Origin of the sequence: Henriciella sp., from assembly GCF_029937755.1 — a bacterium.
Classification (GTDB): Bacteria; Pseudomonadota; Alphaproteobacteria; order Caulobacterales; family Hyphomonadaceae; genus Henriciella.
Genome location: NZ_JAPYPG010000001.1, coordinates 876,635 through 890,543 on the forward strand (window position 1 = coordinate 876,635; position 13,909 = coordinate 890,543).

The following is a 13,909-nucleotide window of genomic DNA, read 5'->3' on the forward strand; positions in this document are numbered from 1 at the left end:
GGCTATTCTGCCGCCTTTGCGGCGGACTGCATCTCGGCCAGCCTTGCATAGAGCCCGCCTTTCGCGACCAGCGCATCATGCGTGCCCTGTTCGACGATCTCGCCCTTGTCCATGACGAGGATGCGGTCGGCGCGATGAATGGTCGACAGGCGGTGGGCGATGACGAGCGTGGTGCGGCCTTCGGCTGCGTTGGCGATGGCCTTCTGAACAAGACGCTCGCTCTCGCTGTCGAGCGCGGAGGTGGCTTCGTCGAGCAGCAGGACCGGGGCTTCGCGGACCAGCGCACGGGCAAGCGCGATCCGCTGGCGCTGGCCGCCTGACAGGCTGCGGCCCTTCTGGCCGATATGGGCGTCGAGGCCGCCTTTCTCTTCCAGGAAGCGCCAGGCTTCGGCCATTTTTGCTGCCCGGATCAGCTCTTCATCGGTGACGGGCCCGACCGACCCGAAAGCGATGTTCTCGCGTGCCGTGCCGGTAAAGAGCGCGGATTCCTGCGGGGCATAGGCAAACAGGCTGCGCCAGAGGGCGGGGTCCGTTCCGGTCGAGGCGACACCGTCGACAAGGATGCGCCCGGCCTGCGGATCGAAAAGGCGCAGCGCGAGGCGGAAGACGGTCGACTTGCCGGCGCCTGAAGGGCCCACAAGCGCCACGAACTCGCCGGGCTGCACATCAAGGTCGAGACCTTTCAGCGCCGGCATGCCTTCCCGGTCATAGGAGAAGTCGACGCCTTCGAAGACCAGATGACCGGCCGACGGTTCCGCCAGGGGCAGGGCGCTTTCCGGAGCGCGGATGTCCGGCGTTTCCTTGAGGATTTCGCTCGCCCGGTCGGACGCGCCTGCCGCGCGCATGACCTCGCCCCACACTTCCGCCAGCATGCCGAAGCCGGAGCCGGCATAGAAGGCGTAGAGGATCATCTGTGTCAGTTCGCCGGGCGTCATGGACCCGGTTGCGACCGCGCGTGCGCCAAGCCAGAGGATGCCGACCATGCCGCCAAGCAGCATCACGGAGACAGCCAGGATCATGAAGGCCCGCGCCGTGATCCGCTTGAGTCCGGCCTGGAAAACAGCTTCGGCGGCTGCATAGAAGGAAAGGCGGCGGCGTTCTTCCTGTCCGTAGGCCTGAACGAGTTCGATGGCATCGAGCGCTTCGCCTGCATCGGCGCCGGCATCGGCCAGGCGCGACTGCGCCCGGCTGGAGGCGCCACGGATGATGCGGCCAATAAATATGACCGGGAGCATGGCGAGCGGGATCATCAGGAGGAGCGTGCCGCCCAGCTTCCAGTTCGTGACCAGCATCATGATGATCGCGCCAGTCGTCGACAGCAGCGTGCGCGTCGCCAGGGACGCCGACGAGCCGAGGAAGGTCTCAATGAGGGAGACATCCGCTGTCAGCCGTGACACGGCCTCACCGGAGCGGATATTCGCATGGAAGCGCGGGCTGAGGCCAAGCAGCTTGGCATAAAGGTCTGTGCGCAGGTCGGCGGCGACACGTTCGCCGAAGCGCGACACGAAATAGAAGCGCAGCGCGCTCAATATACCCATCAGGATGGCGGCCAGCAGTACGTAGAAGAAATACCGGTCGATCGTCTCAAGAAGCTGTGCGCCGCTCGTATTACCCTGGCCGGCATCAACCGCACGGCCAAACAGGAGCGGGATGGTCAGCGACGCCATGGTCGCCACGACGAGGAAGACCGCCGCGATGAGAACCAGCCCGATATGGCGCTTTACATAAGGCCAGAGCAGGGCGAGCGGCTTGATGCTGCGCGCCTTGGGCCGGTTCTTGATGGCCTCGTCGCCGACGGTCTCCCGGCGGTCATCGGTCACACTATCTGTCGCATCGCTCATCGCATTGCACCTCGCTTGCCGTCAGCCCCTTGCGGGCGCGGCGAGTTTCCCTTATGACGCCGCTTTCCGAATTTCACAGAGGCCAAACCGCGCAGAGTGTGTGTTTGGCCGCTGACGCGAAGGACTAGAGACGATGAAAGCCGAAGGCCATCCCGATTACCACTTCATCACTGTCGTGATGACGAACGGAACCGAGTACCAGACCCGTTCCACCTACGGCAAGGAAGGTGACAAGCTGCACCTCGATATCGACCCGACCTCGCACCCGGCCTGGACGGGCGGTTCGCAGCAGCTCGACCGCGGTGGCCGCGTGTCGCGCTTCAAGGACAAGTTCAAGGGCTTCGGCGTTTAAGCGCTTTTGCCTCGAAAATATTTTGAAAACCCCGGCTCCCAAGGCCGGGGTTTTTATTTGCCTGTCTGTTCAAGGTCTTCCGCACGCGGCGGTACACGGTGTTCGAGCGCTAGATATTCCTTCGAGCGCATCTCGTGCAGGCGGCTGGCGGTGCGCTGGAATTCAAAGCTGCCGCTGCCTGACGGGTACAGATCGTCCGGTTCCGCGGCGGCTGTCGCGACAAGTTTGACGCGGGCCTCGTAAAGCGCATCGATCAGGGCAACGAAGCGGGCTGCTTCGTTGCGCTTTTCCGGTGTCAGCTGGGGGATGCCATCGAGCAGCACGGTGTGAAAGTTGGCCGCAATGGCGAGATAGTCGCGCGCGCCCAGCGGTTTCTCGCAGAGTTCGGAAAATGTGAAGCGCGCCACACCGGCGGCTTCCTTCGGGACGAGGAGCTTGCGCCCCTTTACATGCAGGAAGCACTGATTGGGGTGCGCGCCGAGCGTCAGCCGGTCGAACGCCTTGTCTAGCCGGGCAGTGGCGTCTTCACCGCTCAGGACATGCCAGACCGGCGCTTCCGTGAGCCGCTCAAGGCGGTAATCACGCTCCGAGGCCAGCTCAAACACTTCGCACTGCTCCTTGATCATCTCGATGAAGGGCAGGAAGAGCTGACGGTTGAGGCCGTCCTTGTAGAGGTCGTCCGGATGGCGGTTGGAGGTCGCGACCACCGTGACGCGGTCTTCGAAGAGATGCTCGAACAGCCGCCCGAGGATCATGGCGTCGGCGATCTGGGTGACCTGGAATTCGTCGAAGCACAGGAGTTTCGCCTCGGACGCGATGAGTTTCGCCACAGGAGGGATCGGGTCGCTCCCGGCACCTTTCACGCGGTGTGCGGCGCGGCGGCGTTCGCTGTCGCTCATCTCGCGCCAGTTGTTCATCTCGTCATGCACACGGCCCATGAACTCGTGGAAGTGCACGCGTTTTGAGGCCACAGGCGCGAGCTCGTGAAACAGGTCCATCAGCATGGACTTGCCACGTCCGACACCACCCCACATGTAGAGCCCGCGTATATGCGGCGGCTTGCGGAAGAGCCCGCCGGAGGGGGCGTTGACGATACGGTCCAGCACGCCATCAAGCTTGCGGGACGCTTCGAGCTGGGCCGGGTCCTCGCTTAGCTGGCCGGACCGGACGCGCTCGCAATAGGCGGTCTCGACACTCATCGCCTTAGCCTCCTCCAAGCACGCTGGAGACCTGCTCTGCAAAGGTCGCAAGGGCGCCGGGCTCGAGCACGATTGTCGCCAGAAGGCCCGCAATCCCGCCGCCGATATGGGCTTCGTGGCCGATCACGCGGTTCTCGCGCTGCGCGAGAAAGGCGCTGATCCCGATGAACAGGATCGCGAAGACGACCGCCGGCATCGGGATGATGATGACGTAGAGCATCGCAAAGGGCGCAAACAGGCAAAAGGACAGGATGATGCCTGAAGTCGCCCCGGAGGCACCGAGTGCGCGATAGTCCGGATTGCGGAAATTCTCCATCAGCGCCCAGAGATTGCCGCCGAGAAGGGCGGCGAAATAGATGATGATGAAATTTACCGTGCCGACCCAGTATTCGATAAATCCGCCGAACTGGAAAAGGACGAACATGTTGATCAGCAGGTGAAATACACCGCCATGCAGGAAGCCTGCGGTCACCAGGCGGTGCCATTCCCTGTTCTGGCGGATGGCGGCGACATGGAAGAGATTGCCCACCAGGAAGGGCGGGTTCAGCCAGGCATAGATACTGGCCAGGACATTGGCCGCAATCAGGGTGAGCGTGGCCGGGAACTGCGAAAAGGACTCCATATCCCTGCCCTAGCGCAAGCGCCTTGCAAACGCATGGAGTTTTTGCGTGTCGTCCTGTCTCAGGCGGCCGTTCGCGCTGCGCCGGAGACCTGGTCTTCCATCAGGTCGATCATGAAGTCGAACATGGCTTCCGGGCGCTGGATGAAGCGGTTGTAGGGCAGGCTTGCCTTGAAGACCGGTTCGGGCGCGATGTTGCAGCCGCAGCGCAGCGCCGTATCGACAATCTGGTCGCGGTCGGGGTGGGCGGTCGAGACAGCGATGCGATGATTGCCCATGTTTGCCAGCCGCGCGATGGTCATGTCGCCATCATAGCTGTCGGGGAGTGTCAGTTCAGTAAGGATAAGGTCGAAACGCTCCAGCCGCAGGCGGCGTTCAGCCTCCATCAGGGTGTGCGCCAGGACGATGTCGACCTGAACCCGGGCGCGCGCCGCCTTGTCAGCGGCAATGCTCAGCATGTCGCGTACCGGTTCCTGATCCTCAATCCATAGAACTTTCATAGACTCTACCCTGTTCAAACAAGTCACCGGAGCACCATCAGCGCTCCCCCTTCAACTGTCCCCAATCTGGCAGCTTCGCATTACAGCTTGGTAAAGCGAAACTTGCTGAAACGTTGACAAATCAAAGTATTGCCTAAGCCGCAGGGTTATCGTGCAGTGGGCAGAATCTGTGATAACGTAAGGGCTTGTGGCGCTGACGGCGTGTCAGACGCAGCTCCGGACAAAGGCCGATGACGGAAGACGTAATCAATAAAAATCCGGCAACCTCGGCTTTCCTGAAAGATATCGAGGAGCCCGACCAGCATATCGTCGATACGCTGATTGAGGAACGCTGCCCGAGTTTTTCAGGCCACTGGTCGTGGCCGATCGTGCGGCCTGTGCTTTACGGCCTGCTTGGATATTCAAAGGCGCGGCAGATGGCTGACACGCTGATGACGCTGTCTGGACGCCAATCCTTCGAATTCCTGTCCGAGAAACTCGCCGTCAGCCTGGACCTGCGCCACCTAGACCGGCTGCCGGAAAAGGGGCGGGTTGTGGTCGCGGCAAACCATCCGACCGGGCTGGCCGATGGGGTGGCCGTCTGGGACGCCCTGATTCGCAAGCGTGACGATGTCGTTTTCTTCGCAAATGCCGATGCGCTCAGGGTGAATCCGCAATTTACCGATGTCATCATCCCGATCGAATGGGTGGCTGACAAGCGCACGCCCGCCAAGACGCGCGAGACGTTGCGCCGGGCTGCCGAAGCGTTCGAGCAGGAAAAGTGCATCGTCATCTTTCCGTCCGGCAAGCTCGCCAAGAAAGTGGACGGCGAGCTCACTGAACAGGACTGGTTTCCGACAGTGGTCAGCCTTGCACGCAAACAGAAGGCGCCGATCGTCCCCCTGCATGTCGATGCCGAGAATTCCTGGATGTTCTACAAGCTCAGCAAGATAAACGGGGAGCTGCGCGACATCACGCTCTTCCATGAGCTGTTGAACAAGAAGCGCGCGGAATTCGACATGAGCTTCGGTCCGATCATTCCGCCAGAGCGTCTGTCCGGCGATGCCAGCGTCATCACCGAGCTGCTCAAGGAGCACGTCGCCTATGCGCTGAACGAGGATCCGCATCTCGAATTCATGCCCGAAGGCGGGGAATAGGCGGCAAGAAAAAGGGCCATCGCTGAGGATGGCCCTTTCGGTAATCCTGTTTGCGAAGCCCTAGACGCGTTGCTGGTCGGCGCCCGTCAACGATCCGTGGCAATGCTTGTACTTCTTGCCTGACCCACAGGGGCAGGGCGCATTGCGCGGCGTGTTGGACCAGTCGGCCTCGGCCTGCTGCAGCGGCGGGCCGGGCTGCTGGACTTCACCCGGTTTCTCGACGACGTCCGGGGTCATCTCGTTGTCGCCGGTGTCCGGATTAAGGTGAGATTCCTGCATCTGCTCGCGTTGCAGCAGTTTCTCGCGGGCCGCGGCCAGCTGGGCCTTCTGCTCATCGGTCGCCGGCGGGGCGATCCGGATGTTCATCAGGATGCGGGACACTTCCACGCGCATCGTGTCGAGCAGGTCATTGAAGAGCTTGAAGGCTTCTTCCTTGAACTCGTTCAGCGGGTCACGCTGCCCATAGGAGCGCAGGTGGATGACCGAACGCAGCTGGTCGATCTGCTGAAGATGCTGGCGCCAGCGCCCATCGAGAACCTGCAGGAGAACCTGCTTTTCCACCTGGCGGATCTGCTTGGCGCCGGCCTGTTCGACCTTCTGCTCGAAATGCTGGTCAGCCGCCACGCGGATGCGTTCGGCGATCTCTTCGTTCGCCACGCCCTCTTCAGCCGCCCATTTCGAGATGGGCAGGTCGAGGTCCAGTTCAGTCTTCAGCGTTTCGGTAAGACCATCGACGTCCCATTGCTCTGCAAACGCCTTTGGCGGCATGGCCCGGGCGACCCAGCCATCGATCACATCGTGACGCATGTCGGTGACGACTTCGGTCACATTGTCGGACAGCATGAATTCGCGGCGCTGCTCGAACATCGCCTTGCGCTGATCGTTGATGACGTCGTCATATTTGAGGACGTTCTTGCGGATCTCGAAGTTGCGTTCCTCGATCTTCTTCTGCGAGGTCTCGATCGCCTTGTTCATCCAGGGATGGGTGATGCCCTCATCTTCCTTGATGCCGAGGCTCTTCATGATCGAGTTGAGACGGTCGGCGGCGAAGACGCGCATCAGGTCGTCTTCGACCGAGATGAAGAATTTTGACTTGCCCGGGTCGCCCTGACGGCCGGTCCGGCCGCGAAGCTGGTTGTCGATCCGGCGGCTTTCGTGGCGCTCGGTACCGATGACGAAGAGACCGCCAGCGGCAAGCGCTTCCTTCTTGCCGCCTTCGATGGAGGTCTTGATCTCGGCTTCCAGGGTCGCGCGCTCTTCGTCGGTCGGCTCGCGGCCATGCTGGGCCTCGAACTCTTCCTCCGCCTTCCACATGCGCATCTCGAAGTTGCCGCCAAGCTGGATGTCGGTCCCGCGGCCGGCCATGTTCGTCGCAACCGTGACCGCGCCCGGAATACCGGCTTCTGCGATGATTTCGGCTTCGTGTTCGTGGTGGCGTGCGTTCAGCACATTATGCGGGATCTTCGCCTGGGTGAGCAGGGTGGAGATGATCTCCGACTTTTCGATCGAGGCGGTGCCCAGAAGAACCGGCTGGCCCTTGGCGCGGGCATCGCGCACCTCGTCGATGATTTCCTTGTATTTCGCCTTGGCGATCCGGTAGACGACGTCGTCCTCGTCGATCCGCTGGACCGGTTTGTTGGTCGGCAGCTGGAAGACTTCGAGCTTGTAGATGTCGGCAAATTCGGCCGCTTCGGTGATGGCCGTACCGGTCATGCCGGCGAGCTTGTCATAGAGGCGGAAATAATTCTGGAAGGTGATCGAGGCGAGCGTCTGGTTTTCCGGCTTGATATCGACGCCTTCCTTGGCCTCGATGGCCTGGTGGAGACCCTCCGAGAGGCGGCGGCCTTCCATCATGCGTCCGGTGAACTCGTCGACCAGCATCACCTGATCGTCCTTCATCAGGTAATGCTTGTCGCGGAAGAACAGTTTGTGGGCCCGAAGCGCCTGATTGGAGTGGTGCACGATGGTGACATTCTGCGGGTCCCAGAGCGAGCCTTCGATCAGGCCGGCTTCTTCCAGCATCCGCTCCATCTTCTCCATGCCGTCTTCTGTGAAGGTGACCGAGCGCTGCTTCTCGTCGAGCTCGATATCGGTTTCTTCGTCGAGTTTTGGGATCAGCTGGTCGATGGTGCGGTAGAGGTCCGAGCGGTCGTCGGTCGGGCCGGAAATGATGAGCGGCGTGCGCGCCTCGTCGATCAGGATGGAGTCGACTTCGTCGACGATGGCATAGGCGTGGCCGCGCTGCGCCATCTGCTCGAGCGAGTACTTCATGTTGTCGCGCAGATAGTCGAAGCCGAATTCGTTGTTCGTGCCGTAGGTGATGTCGCAGGCATAGGCGGCCTTGCGCTGCTGGTCGTCGAGGCCGTGGACAATGCTTCCGGTGGTCATACCAAGGAAGCCGTAAATCTTGCCCATCCACTCAGCGTCACGGCTGGCGAGATAATCGTTGACGGTAATGACGTGGACGCCCTTGCCAGCGAGCGCATTGAGATAAACCGCCAGTGTTGCCACAAGCGTCTTGCCCTCACCTGTGCGCATTTCGGCAATGGAGCCCTGGTGCAGGACCATGCCACCAATCAGCTGGACGTCGAAATGCCGCATGCCAAGTGCGCGTTTCGAGGCCTCGCGCACGACAGCGAAGGCTTCCTCAAGCAGGTCATCGAGCTTGGCGCCCTTGTCGAGACGTTCGCGGAACTCGGCCGTCTTGGCCTTCAGCTCCTCGTCAGACAGCCCCTCCAATTGTGGCTCAAGCGCGTTGATCCTCTCAACGCGCTTGCGCATGGGCTTGATTTTTCTGTCATTGGCAGAGCCAAAGAGTTTACGGGCAACTGAAAGCATATCACCGAACACCAAACTGCGCTGTTGACTTGGTTAGGCCCTCCTGCCTTCAAGACGTTGACAGAAGGTGCACACTGGCTTCGCGTGCGCGCCGGGCAAACTAACCTCTCGACCAGTCGCCGCCGGAGACTTAAGAACGCGCTCAGAGGGTGTCAATGCGGGCGGCTGTTGCAGCAAGAAAGGGAATTTGCATGAAATCCTCCCGGGCTCTCTTCCTTGGCACGCTCCTGACAGGCCTTCTGGTCCTGGCGGGCTGTAACCCCACCGGCGATCCTCTCCGCGAAAGGCAGGTCGGTTTCGACGCCTCGACGGCGGCTGTGGTCAATGGCGAGCCGATCTATATTTCCGACGTCGAGCTTGAAGCTGTCGCCCAGGGACGCATCGAACCCGGTGAAGCGTTCGGCCCGGATCATACCGAGTACCAGATCGTCCTCGACCAGCTGATTGACCAGCGCCTGCTCGCCCAGGAGGCTGTCCGGCGCGGCCTTGATCGCTCGCCGCAGGCCCAGCGCCGCCTGGAGACCGCCCGTGAGCGCCTGCTTGGCAATTTCCTGATGGAGAACCTCGTTTCCACGGAAGTCACCGAAGCCGCCATCGACCAGATGTATGATGAGCAGGTCAAGCTGCAGCAGCTCGACGACGAGGTGCGCATCCGTCATATCCTGGTGGAGACGCAGGAGGAGGCCGAAGCGGTGCTGGAGCAGGCCCGTTCAGGCGAGGACTTCACCACGCTCGCCTTCGAGAACTCAAAGGACACACGAACCCGGCTGGATGGCGGCTCCTTTGGCTGGGTGGCCCCGAACGCAATGATCGATCCGTTCCCTTCGGTGATTGCCGATACGCCCTCCGGCGAGATGTCGGAGCCGTTTGAGTCCGAACAGGGCTGGCACATTCTAAAGGTCGAGGAGCGGCGGACCCGTCCTCCAAAAACCAAGAACGAGATGCGTCCGGAAATCGTCACCTACCTGACGTTCACGGAAATCTCCAAGATCCTGCGTAACCTGCGCGCCGAGGCCGATATCCAGCAACGTGACGGCGGGCCGCCGAACCTCTCCTACCTCGAAAATCCGGTTGAGTCAGACTTCGCCGAGCCTGGCGAGGAAGGCGGGACCGCTGACGAAGGCGGCAACGCGTCAGCAGAAAGCGAAGCCGCCGGTCCGGACGCTTCGCAGGAAACCGAAGACAGTCCCATACAATGAAACTCAAGCCATCTCCCTTCGCGCCGGAGCACTTTCCGGCCCTCCCCGCCGTCAAAGGTGTGCGTGCGGCGACGGCCTCCCGCGGTTTCTACGCCCGACGCGGCGTCGACCGTGACGATGTGTTCCTCTTCTTCCTGCCTGAGGGCACGACCACGGCGGGCGTCTTCACACGTTCGCACACGGCCTCGGCCGACGTTGACTGGTGCCGTGAGGCGCTGAAGGCCGGCCAGGGCCAGGCCCGTGCGCTCGTCGTGAATGCCGGCAATTCCAACGCCTTCACCGGAAAGGCCGGTGTCCTGAAGAATGAAGCGACCCTGAAGGCCATGGCCGAAACGCTCGGCGTGCCGCGCGAGGAATGCTTCCTGGCCGCCACCGGCGTCATTGGTGAGCCGCTGCCTGATGCGAACTATGTCGGCCAGATGCTGCCCGGCCTCTCCGCCAGCCTCTCTGCACCGGACTGGGAAGCCTGCACACGCGCTTTCATGACCACGGACACTTTCCCCAAGGCCTCCGGCGGCACATGCGAAATTGAGGGGGCCGATGTCTCTGTGGCGGGCATCCTGAAGGGCTCCGGCATGATCATGCCGAATATGGCGACCATGCTCTGCTATGTCTTCACCGATGCCGCCATCGCGCCGGACGCGCTTGATGCGTTGCTGCGCGACTGCGTCGACCGCACGCTCAATTCGGTAACGGTGGATGGCGACACCTCGACGTCCGACAGTTGCCAGCTGTTCGCGACAGGTGCGTCGGGCGCGCCGCTGATTGAGCACGCCGATGACCCGCGCCTTGAGGACTTTCGGCGTCTGCTCGACGACACGTTTCGCGATCTCGCCCACCAGCTCGTCAAGGATGGCGAGGGCGCGTCCAAATTCGTGGAGATCAGGGTGGAGGGGGCCGTTTCCGAGGCTTCGGCCAGGACGATCGGCCTGCACATCGCCAACTCACCCCTGATCAAGACGGCCATCGCGGCAGGCGACGCGAACTGGGGCCGCATCGTCATGGCGGTCGGCAAGTCGCTGGAGCCGATTTCGAAAGACGAAATGCGCATCTGGTTCGGTGACCACCTCGTCGCCGAGGGGGGGATGCGCGCATCCGGTTATGACGAAGCCGCAGCGAGCGGTCATTTCGCCGGTGACCATATCTCCGTTCGTGTCGATGTTGCTGCAGGGCGGGCTGACTGGACGGTGTGGACCTGTGATCTCACACACGCCTATGTGGATATCAACGGCGCCTACCGGACATGACCAAGCGCATGGTCTTCGTCGTCGCGGCGGCCCTTTTCGATGAAGATGGCTGCATCCTGCTCGCACGTCGCCCGGAAGGAAAAGCGATGGCGGGCCTCTGGGAATTTCCTGGCGGCAAGCTGGAAGAGGGGGAAACGCCTGAAATTGCCCTTTGCCGTGAACTGCAGGAAGAGCTACAGATAGCGGTAAATCCGGACGATCTGAAACCGCTTAATTTTGCCAGTTTCGATTATCCCGATTTTCACCTTTTCATGCCACTTTACGAATTACGCGTCTGGACCGGTGATCCCGTACCGCTTGAGGGTCAGGCACTTGCTTGGGTACGGCCAGCTGATCTGGGAAATTATCCGGCGCCGCCGGCGGACATACCCATGTTCGAAGAGCTGGCAACGCGGTTTCGAGGATGAGCATGATCAAGCGTCTGTATAAAAATTTCATCGCCAGCCAGGTTGGTGCGACAGCGGTCGAATACGCGCTGCTGATCGGTCTGCTCGTGCTCGCCATTGTTGGCGGTGTTACGCAGGTCGGTGCGACGACGAACACGAATTTCGAAGCCGCTGCCAACGCTTACCCTGACAGCTAGATATTTCTGACGCTTCCCCGGCGTGACATTGACGCGCCCCGGCGCAGCGGCATTCTCTTCCCACGGGCAACGCTCAAGGGAGGATAACCATGGCTGGTGCGCGACCATTTTCCATCGAAATTGATGAGGCGACGCTCGGGCGTATCGGTGAGCGTGTGGCCGCCTATCGCTGGTTCCCGGCGCCAGCGGCAGGAGGCGCGTGGCAATTCGGCATGGCGGCCGAGGTGATGAAGGATATTCAGGCCTATTGGCTGGATGGGTATGACTGGCGCGCCGCCGAAGCGGAGCTTAATGCCTGGCCGCACTTCAAGGCCGAGGTTGACGGCCTCGACCTGCATTTCCTGCATGTTGTCGGTGAGGCTGAAGGCAAGCGCCCGCTCCTGCTGACGCATGGCTGGCCAGGGTCCTTCTACGAATTCTATGAGGCGATCGGCCCGCTCGCTTTCCCGTCGAAACATGGCGGGTCTCCCGACGATGCCTTCGATCTCATTATCCCCTCCCTGCCGGGCTATGGCTTTTCCGCAAAACCAGCCTTCCCCTTCGGCCCGCGCAAGACGGCGGCCCTGTTCAACACGCTTATGCGGGACGTGCTGGGCTATGATACCTATCTCGCCCAGGGCGGCGACTGGGGCAGCATGGTCACCTCCTGGCTGGGTTTCGACCATGCTGCCAGCATGCCTGAAGGCGGGTGCGAGGCCATCCATCTGAACATGATGGGCTTCCGGCCGACACCGGCTGTGCCGCAGTCCGACGCGGAAAAGGAATGGCTCGCCACCAGCCAGGCCGCGATGCAGGCGGAGGGTGCTTACCTGATGGAGCAGGCGACAAAGCCACAGACGCTGGCCATGGCGCTCATGGATTCGCCGATGGGGACGGCCGCCTGGATCCTGGAGAAATTCCATGGCTGGTCGCACCTGGAAGACGACGATCTCTTTAGTGTCTATTCGAAAGACCAGATGCTCACCAATGTGATGATCTATCTCGTCAATGACGCGATCGCGACCTCAGTCTGGTATTATGCCGGCTTCTTTGTCGAGGGTGGCGGCTCTCTGCCCGAGGGTAAGCGTGTCGAGGTGCCGGTGGGGTTTGCCAATTATCCGGGCGAGACCCTGTTGCCCGCCCCTCCACGAAGCTGGTGCGAGCGGGCCTATAATATCCAGTATTGGGCGGACATGCAGAAAGGCGGACACTTCGCAGCCATGGAAGTGCCCGGCCTGTTTGCCGAGGATGTCAGGAAATGGGCGCGCTTGCTCTGAGCGCCGTCCTTAAAGGACCATTCCGAAGAGGAAGACCAGGAGCTGGATGAAGATGGCCAGCCCCGCCAGCGCGACCACGGTCGCGATCCAGGCGCCGCCCATGCCCATGATCATGCCGATGGCAATGCCTGCGCCGGCGCAGAGGATCAGTGAGACCAGCCAGTTCATGCCGACTGACAGGGTAAAGACCATATAGCCCACGGCAATCAGAAGGATCAGGCTTCCCCAGGCACTTGCCTTCATGAAGCCGCTATACATTTTCGACTGGGAGTCGATCTGCATTTCGCCGTGTGTGTATTCGTTCGAAGCCATCTGGCGCTCTCCGTACCGCTATTTGTGCCGTTTGTATTGCGCGCAGGCCTGTCGTCAAGCGGCCAAGCGGTCGCATCTGCTGAAGGGTTGGGTCTGACTAGTTCAGTTTCGACTTGTCGTCCTGCTTTGGCGGGACAAAGGCAGGGGGCAGCGGAGCGGCGGGCACGCCTTCCTCCTTCAGCGATTCACGCTCTTCTGTGGTCGTTTCGCCCCAGATCGGTCGGCTGTCGCGCTCGCCATAATACATGCTGCGGGCTTCTTCCGCGAAGCCATCGCCGACATAGTCGTAATTCTCGGAAATATGCTGGCGGGCCTTGGCGGCCAGCTTGCCAAACACGCGCTCCGGGTCAGAAGCGCCGGATTTTTCTGACGGGCGCACCGACGGCGCCATGATCTGCTTGCGGATGTCGCTGCCGCCGCAGTCGGGGCAGGCGATCAAGTGCCGGTCCTTCTGCTTTTCGAACGCCTCCGAGGAAGCGAACCAGGCTTCGAACTCACTCTCGCAATCACGACATTCAAGGGCATAGCGGATCATCGTTTGTGCCTCGGGTTTCAGGCAGCGTCGATCATGGGGTCGAGCTTGCCTTCCCGCTCCAGGGCCATCATCTCGTCACAGCCGCCGATATGGCGATCCCCGACGAAGATCTGGGGGAAGGTGCGCGCGCCATTGGCCCGCTTGACCATTTCCTGCTTCATGGCGGGGTCCATGCCCGCATCGACTTCAGCGAAATTGACCCCCTTCTTCTGCAGGAGGGACACGGCCCGTGTGCAGTAAGGACAGAAGGCGCGCGTATAGATGGTGACCTTTGGCATTTCGGCTCCGGGAT

15 protein-coding genes are annotated in these 13,909 nt (G+C 61.4%); 7 read left to right on the plus strand and 8 right to left on the minus strand.

From position 1 onward, the window contains the following. Nucleotides 1–2 precede the first annotated feature (2 nt). A complete protein-coding gene (locus Q1K29_RS04415; protein ID WP_300391743.1) occupies nucleotides 3–1,841 on the minus strand; it encodes an ABC transporter transmembrane domain-containing protein in 1,839 nt (612 codons plus the stop codon). A 133-nt stretch (nucleotides 1,842–1,974) separates the two neighbouring features. On the opposite strand from Q1K29_RS04415, the gene rpmE reads away from it, so the two are divergent. Continuing rightward, entirely contained in the window at nucleotides 1,975–2,193 is a 219-nt protein-coding gene (rpmE, locus tag Q1K29_RS04420; RefSeq protein ID WP_300391744.1) for a 50S ribosomal protein L31, read from the plus strand. 53 nt (nucleotides 2,194–2,246) lie between these two features. Here rpmE and zapE read toward each other — a convergent pair whose 3' ends face one another. The 3 genes from zapE to Q1K29_RS04435 are packed head-to-tail and all read right to left on the minus strand — an operon-like array spanning nucleotide 2,247 to nucleotide 4,511. Further along, nucleotides 2,247–3,392: a cell division protein ZapE gene (zapE, locus tag Q1K29_RS04425; protein WP_300391745.1), complete on the minus strand. Its 1,146-nt coding sequence runs from the start codon at nucleotides 3,390–3,392 to the stop codon at nucleotides 2,247–2,249. Nucleotides 3,393–3,396: 4 nt separating this feature from the next. Next, nucleotides 3,397–4,014, minus strand: coding sequence for a rhomboid family intramembrane serine protease (locus Q1K29_RS04430; protein ID WP_300391746.1), 618 nt, complete (start codon nucleotides 4,012–4,014; stop codon nucleotides 3,397–3,399). Nucleotides 4,015–4,073: 59 nt separating this feature from the next. Next, nucleotides 4,074–4,511 (minus strand): response regulator, encoded by a 438-nt coding sequence (locus Q1K29_RS04435; RefSeq protein ID WP_300391747.1) that lies wholly within the window; start codon nucleotides 4,509–4,511, stop codon nucleotides 4,074–4,076. Nucleotides 4,512–4,741: 230 nt separating this feature from the next. On the opposite strand from Q1K29_RS04435, the gene Q1K29_RS04440 reads away from it, so the two are divergent. Continuing rightward, nucleotides 4,742–5,647, plus strand: a complete 906-nt coding sequence (locus tag Q1K29_RS04440) for a 1-acyl-sn-glycerol-3-phosphate acyltransferase (protein WP_300391748.1) — start codon at nucleotides 4,742–4,744, stop codon at nucleotides 5,645–5,647. A gap of 60 nt (nucleotides 5,648–5,707) precedes the next feature. On the opposite strand, the gene secA is transcribed toward Q1K29_RS04440, so the two are convergent. Beyond that, nucleotides 5,708–8,485 (minus strand): preprotein translocase subunit SecA, encoded by a 2,778-nt coding sequence (secA, locus tag Q1K29_RS04445; protein WP_300391749.1) that lies wholly within the window; start codon nucleotides 8,483–8,485, stop codon nucleotides 5,708–5,710. Between the two features lie 191 nt (nucleotides 8,486–8,676). Here secA and Q1K29_RS04450 point away from each other — a divergent pair, with 191 nt between their 5' ends. The 5 genes from Q1K29_RS04450 (at nucleotide 8,677) to Q1K29_RS04470 (ending at nucleotide 12,770) form a co-directional block, all read left to right on the plus strand. Then, entirely contained in the window at nucleotides 8,677–9,684 is a 1,008-nt protein-coding gene (locus tag Q1K29_RS04450; RefSeq protein ID WP_300391750.1) for a peptidylprolyl isomerase, read from the plus strand. Further along, nucleotides 9,681–10,931, plus strand: coding sequence for a bifunctional glutamate N-acetyltransferase/amino-acid acetyltransferase ArgJ (gene argJ, locus Q1K29_RS04455; protein WP_300391751.1), 1,251 nt, complete (start codon nucleotides 9,681–9,683; stop codon nucleotides 10,929–10,931). The genes Q1K29_RS04450 and argJ overlap by 4 nt, the downstream gene beginning before the upstream one ends. Further along, on the plus strand, nucleotides 10,928–11,338 hold the full coding sequence (locus Q1K29_RS04460) for a (deoxy)nucleoside triphosphate pyrophosphohydrolase (RefSeq protein ID WP_300391752.1): 411 nt from the start codon (nucleotides 10,928–10,930) through the stop codon (nucleotides 11,336–11,338). The genes argJ and Q1K29_RS04460 overlap by 4 nt, the downstream gene beginning before the upstream one ends. Before the next feature lie 2 nt (nucleotides 11,339–11,340). After that, nucleotides 11,341–11,514, plus strand: a complete 174-nt coding sequence (locus Q1K29_RS04465; RefSeq protein WP_300391753.1) for a Flp family type IVb pilin — start codon at nucleotides 11,341–11,343, stop codon at nucleotides 11,512–11,514. Nucleotides 11,515–11,603: 89 nt separating this feature from the next. Then, nucleotides 11,604–12,770, plus strand: coding sequence for an epoxide hydrolase family protein (locus Q1K29_RS04470; protein WP_300391754.1), 1,167 nt, complete (start codon nucleotides 11,604–11,606; stop codon nucleotides 12,768–12,770). A 9-nt stretch (nucleotides 12,771–12,779) separates the two neighbouring features. Here Q1K29_RS04470 and Q1K29_RS04475 read toward each other — a convergent pair whose 3' ends face one another. From Q1K29_RS04475 to grxC, 3 genes are all read right to left on the minus strand, one after another. Continuing rightward, nucleotides 12,780–13,082 (minus strand): aa3-type cytochrome c oxidase subunit IV, encoded by a 303-nt coding sequence (locus tag Q1K29_RS04475; protein ID WP_300391755.1) that lies wholly within the window; start codon nucleotides 13,080–13,082, stop codon nucleotides 12,780–12,782. Between the two features lie 97 nt (nucleotides 13,083–13,179). After that, nucleotides 13,180–13,617, minus strand: coding sequence for a DUF1178 family protein (locus Q1K29_RS04480; RefSeq protein WP_300391756.1), 438 nt, complete (start codon nucleotides 13,615–13,617; stop codon nucleotides 13,180–13,182). Nucleotides 13,618–13,634: 17 nt separating this feature from the next. After that, nucleotides 13,635–13,895 (minus strand): glutaredoxin 3, encoded by a 261-nt coding sequence (gene grxC / locus Q1K29_RS04485; RefSeq protein ID WP_300391757.1) that lies wholly within the window; start codon nucleotides 13,893–13,895, stop codon nucleotides 13,635–13,637. Nucleotides 13,896–13,909 lie beyond the last annotated feature (14 nt).